The 3,500-nt window shown below is 60.9% G+C and carries 8 protein-coding genes; 1 reads left to right on the top strand and 7 read right to left on the bottom strand.

Translation table 11 applies throughout. The features are described from left to right. On the top strand, positions 1 to 342 hold a 342-nt coding region (locus AC5DC2_RS21425; RefSeq protein WP_491699950.1), incomplete at its 5' end, for a phosphoglucose isomerase-related protein. 82 nt (positions 343 to 424) lie between these two features. On the opposite strand, the gene AC5DC2_RS21420 is transcribed toward AC5DC2_RS21425, so the two are convergent. From AC5DC2_RS21420 to AC5DC2_RS21390, 7 genes are all read right to left on the bottom strand, one after another. After that, positions 425 to 661 carry a hypothetical protein gene (locus AC5DC2_RS21420; RefSeq protein ID WP_024706295.1) on the bottom strand — a complete coding sequence of 79 codons (237 nt, stop codon included), beginning with the start codon at positions 659 to 661 and terminating at the stop codon, positions 425 to 427. A gap of 108 nt (positions 662 to 769) precedes the next feature. Beyond that, positions 770 to 1,000: a hypothetical protein gene (locus AC5DC2_RS21415; protein ID WP_491699949.1), complete on the bottom strand. Its 231-nt coding sequence runs from the start codon at positions 998 to 1,000 to the stop codon at positions 770 to 772. Positions 1,001 to 1,155: 155 nt separating this feature from the next. Beyond that, positions 1,156 to 1,386 carry a hypothetical protein gene (locus AC5DC2_RS21410; RefSeq protein WP_491699948.1) on the bottom strand — a complete coding sequence of 77 codons (231 nt, stop codon included), beginning with the start codon at positions 1,384 to 1,386 and terminating at the stop codon, positions 1,156 to 1,158. Positions 1,387 to 1,432: 46 nt separating this feature from the next. Next, positions 1,433 to 1,675 (bottom strand): hypothetical protein, encoded by a 243-nt coding sequence (locus AC5DC2_RS21405; protein ID WP_491699947.1) that lies wholly within the window; start codon positions 1,673 to 1,675, stop codon positions 1,433 to 1,435. A gap of 19 nt (positions 1,676 to 1,694) precedes the next feature. Next, positions 1,695 to 2,651: a transaldolase gene (gene tal / locus AC5DC2_RS21400; RefSeq protein WP_491699946.1), complete on the bottom strand. Its 957-nt coding sequence runs from the start codon at positions 2,649 to 2,651 to the stop codon at positions 1,695 to 1,697. 5 nt (positions 2,652 to 2,656) lie between these two features. Continuing rightward, the gene (locus AC5DC2_RS21395) at positions 2,657 to 2,827 is read right to left on the bottom strand and encodes a hypothetical protein (RefSeq protein ID WP_156484753.1); all 171 of its coding nucleotides are present in this window, start codon (positions 2,825 to 2,827) and stop codon (positions 2,657 to 2,659) included. Between the two features lie 144 nt (positions 2,828 to 2,971). Beyond that, positions 2,972 to 3,500 (bottom strand): methylated-DNA--[protein]-cysteine S-methyltransferase (locus AC5DC2_RS21390; protein ID WP_491699945.1); only part of this gene is annotated, 529 nt, incomplete at its 5' end.

Here is a 3,500-nt window from a genome sequence, read left to right as displayed (position 1 = left end):
CTGGAAGAGGCAAAAGCCGAGCTTCTCGACAAGGGCATGGATGCCGCGACCGCCGGGAAGATCGCGCCGCACCGCGTCTTTTCCGGCAACCGGCCGTCGATCACCTTCGTCTACGATGCGCTGACGCCCTATGCGCTCGGCCGGATGATCGCGCTTTACGAGCACCGCGTCTTCGTCGAGGGCGTGCTCTTCGGCATCAATTCGTTCGACCAGTGGGGCGTGGAACTCGGCAAGGAACTGGCGACCGGTCTTCTGCCTGTCGTTTCCGGCAGCGAAAGCGCGGAGGGGCACGATTCCTCGACGAAGGGGCTCGTCGCCGCGCTTCTGGCGGCCGCCAGCTGATTTCAACTCGTCAGGCACAAGAAAAGGGCGGCCGCTGTTTGCGGTCGCCCTTTCTGCTTCGCCCAGGAAAACGAGGAAGCGATCAGTTGCTGCTTTCGCGCACCTGATCGACGAAATCGAGCTTGCCGTCTTCGCCGACGCGGAAATAGTTCTGGTAACGATCGCCGAACTTGCCGGTCGATTCGATGGTGACCGTGCTGCCGACAGGCGCCTTGTTGAAGGTGCCGGTTTCCGGAATGGCCGAAGGCTGGATCGCGAAGGCGGCCGGCGCGGCGGCGAGAACGGAAACGAGGGCGGCTGATGCGAAGATCTTGTTCATGATAGTCTCCTTATTGGAATTTGTGTGGGTTGGCTGATCTGCCCGGATTACGGCGTTTGGAGAAAGAAGGATGATCGTCCTTTGCTCCATGGCCTCCGGGATGTCTGATTAGTTGGTGCGGTACTGATCGACGAACTTGAGTTCGCCGTCTTCGCCGACGCGGAAGTAGTTGTCGTAGCGATTGCCGAACTTGCCGGTCGTTTCGATGGTGACCGTGCTGCCGACCGGGGCCTTGGTGACCTTGCCGGTGTCCGGAATGGCCGACGGCTGGATCGCGAAGGCGGCCGGCGCGGCGGCGAGGACGGAAACGAGAGCGGCGGATGCAAAAATCTTGTTCATGACAGTCTCCTGACTGAATTTCTCTGATGGGTCGGATGTAGGTTTAATCATTTGATTAACAAGAGGCCGAAAGACGGAAGACGTATTTTTTATCGTGTCCGCCGGGTGTGCTGCCCCTAAAGCTCAGGGGCGCAGGCCTCTTGTTTGTCGAAAAATCAGTTGGCCGAGTCCTGGAACACGAAGTCGAGTTCGCCGTCTTCGCCGACGCGGAAATAGTTCTGGTAACGGTTGCCGAACTTGCCGGTGGATTCGATGGTGACGGTGCTGCCGACGGGGGCCTTGGTGACCTTGCCGGTTTCCGGGATGGCGGAGGGCTGCAGCGCAAAGGCGGCCGGAGCGGCGGCGAGAATGGAAACCAGTGCGGCGGATGCGATAAACTTGGACATGGTGATGAACTCCTGTGTCATCATTGTTGCGTTCGATGACCGGGAGTTAGGGTTTAATCAATCGATCAACAAGTCGCCGAATACGCACCGCAGCGTTGCTCAAATGTTGACGCTGACAGCCTTGAAAAATCGCCGCCGAAGACGGTCCTGCAAAGGGCGCCGGCGGCATGGCTGAATATTTTCTGAATAAAAACAATTCTTTAAATAGAAAACGAAGGCGCGTGCGAAAAACGCGGCGCGCATGAAAAACAGAAAAACCCGGCCGCCAGGGCCGGGTCGCGTTTTCCATCAGTCTGACGTTTTTGTGATCAGACGTCGAGTTCCTTGGCGACGCGCGTGCGCAGCTTTCCAAGGTCGGCGGCGAAGTTGCGGATGCCTTCGGCGAGCTTTTCGGTCGCCATGGCGTCCTCGTTCATCATCCAGCGGAAGGTCTGCTCGTCCATCTCCACCTTGGGCTCCGGCTCGAAGGCGTCCGGCGAGAGCTTGCGTTCCAGCTTGCCCTGGTCGGCCTCAAGCTCTTCGAGCAGGTTCGGCGAGATCGTCAGGCGATCGCAGCCGGCGAGCCCCTCGATCTCTCCGGTGTTGCGGAAGGAGGCGCCCATGACCACGGTCTTGATGCCGTTGGACTTGTAGTAATTGTAGATCGACCGCACCGACAGGACGCCCGGATCGGTCTCGGCGGTGTAGTCCTCGCCGGTGGCCTTCTTGTACCAGTCAAGGATACGGCCGACGAAGGGCGAGATCAGGAAGGCGCCGGCATCGGCGCAGGCGATCGCCTGGCATTTGGAGAACAGAAGGGTCAGGTTGCAGTCGATGCCTTCCTTCTGCAGCACTTCGCAGGCGCGGATGCCTTCCCAGGTCGACGCCAGCTTGATCAGGATGCGCTCGCGGCCGATGCCGCGTTCCTCGTAAGCCGCGATGATCTCATGCGCCTTCTTGATCGAGCCTTCGGTGTTGAACGACAGGTCGGCATCCACTTCGGTGGAAACCCGGCCCGGAACCAGATCGACCAGCGCCGCGCCGACATCGATCGCCAGGCGGCTGGCAACGGCGTCGACAACAGCATCGCTGTCGCCGGACTGGGACTTGCCCCATTTGATCGCGGCGGCGAACTGCTCGTCGAACATATCGGTCGACAACGCCTTCAGCACGATGCTGGGGTTGGTCGTGCAATCGACCGGCTTGAGCTTGGCGACGGCCTTGATGTCGCCGGTATCGGCGACGACCGTTGTCATCTCGCGCAATTGGTCAAGTTTGGAAGCCATGATCCTCATCCTTCGTTTTCCGGGTTCGCGGCAGAAAGGCCGGCGAACCGCTCTCGATTTCTTAAGCCGAACAGCATTCGCGCCTTTTCGGCGCCGTCTGCTGCCAAGGCTAACGCGCCGCGGTGATCTTTCAATGACTGTTGGCAAACATCGGCGCCGGACGCAAGCGCCGACATCCGCTGTAATTCGCCCGCGACTATCGCAAGGCGCTGCTTCGCAAGTCAAGGCAAGATATCAATCGATTTAGACAAGGATTTGACCGGTCGCAAACGGCCTCGATAAATTTGTCGGCGCCGGCGCGAGGCATTGCCGAGGGCGGATCAGGCGCGTCCCGCTTCCCAGCCCAGCATGGCGCGCTTGCGCGTCAGGCCCCAGTGATAGCCAGTGAGCGCGCCGGACTTGCCGAGCGCGCGGTGGCAGGGCACGACGAAGGAGACCGGATTGCGGCCGATCGCGGCGCCCACCGCGCGCGAGGCCTTCGGACGACCGATCTCGCAGGCGATCTCGGAATAGGTCTTGGCCCTGCCGAAGGGGATCTTCAATAGGCTTTCCCAGACCTGGACCTGGAAATCCGTACCGATGAGCACGACCTTGAGCGGCCGGTCCTCCGCCCATTCGGCCGGATCGAAGATGCGGCGGGCATAGGCCTCGGTCATCGGCCCGTCCTCGAGATAGCATGCTGCCGGCCAGCGCGCGGACATGTCCTCAAGTGCCGTCTTCTCCTCGCCGGGATCGGCAAAGGCGACGCCGGCCAGCCCGCGTTCCGTCGCCATCACCAGCGCCGTGCCGAAGGGTGTCAATCGGCGTTGTAATGGGACCCCATTTAGGCGTCCAAAAGGAACCCCTCCC

The organism is Martelella sp., from assembly GCF_984369615.1.
The sequence above is the reverse complement of the archived record's forward strand: the minus strand, read 5'-3'. Positions and strand labels throughout refer to the sequence as shown.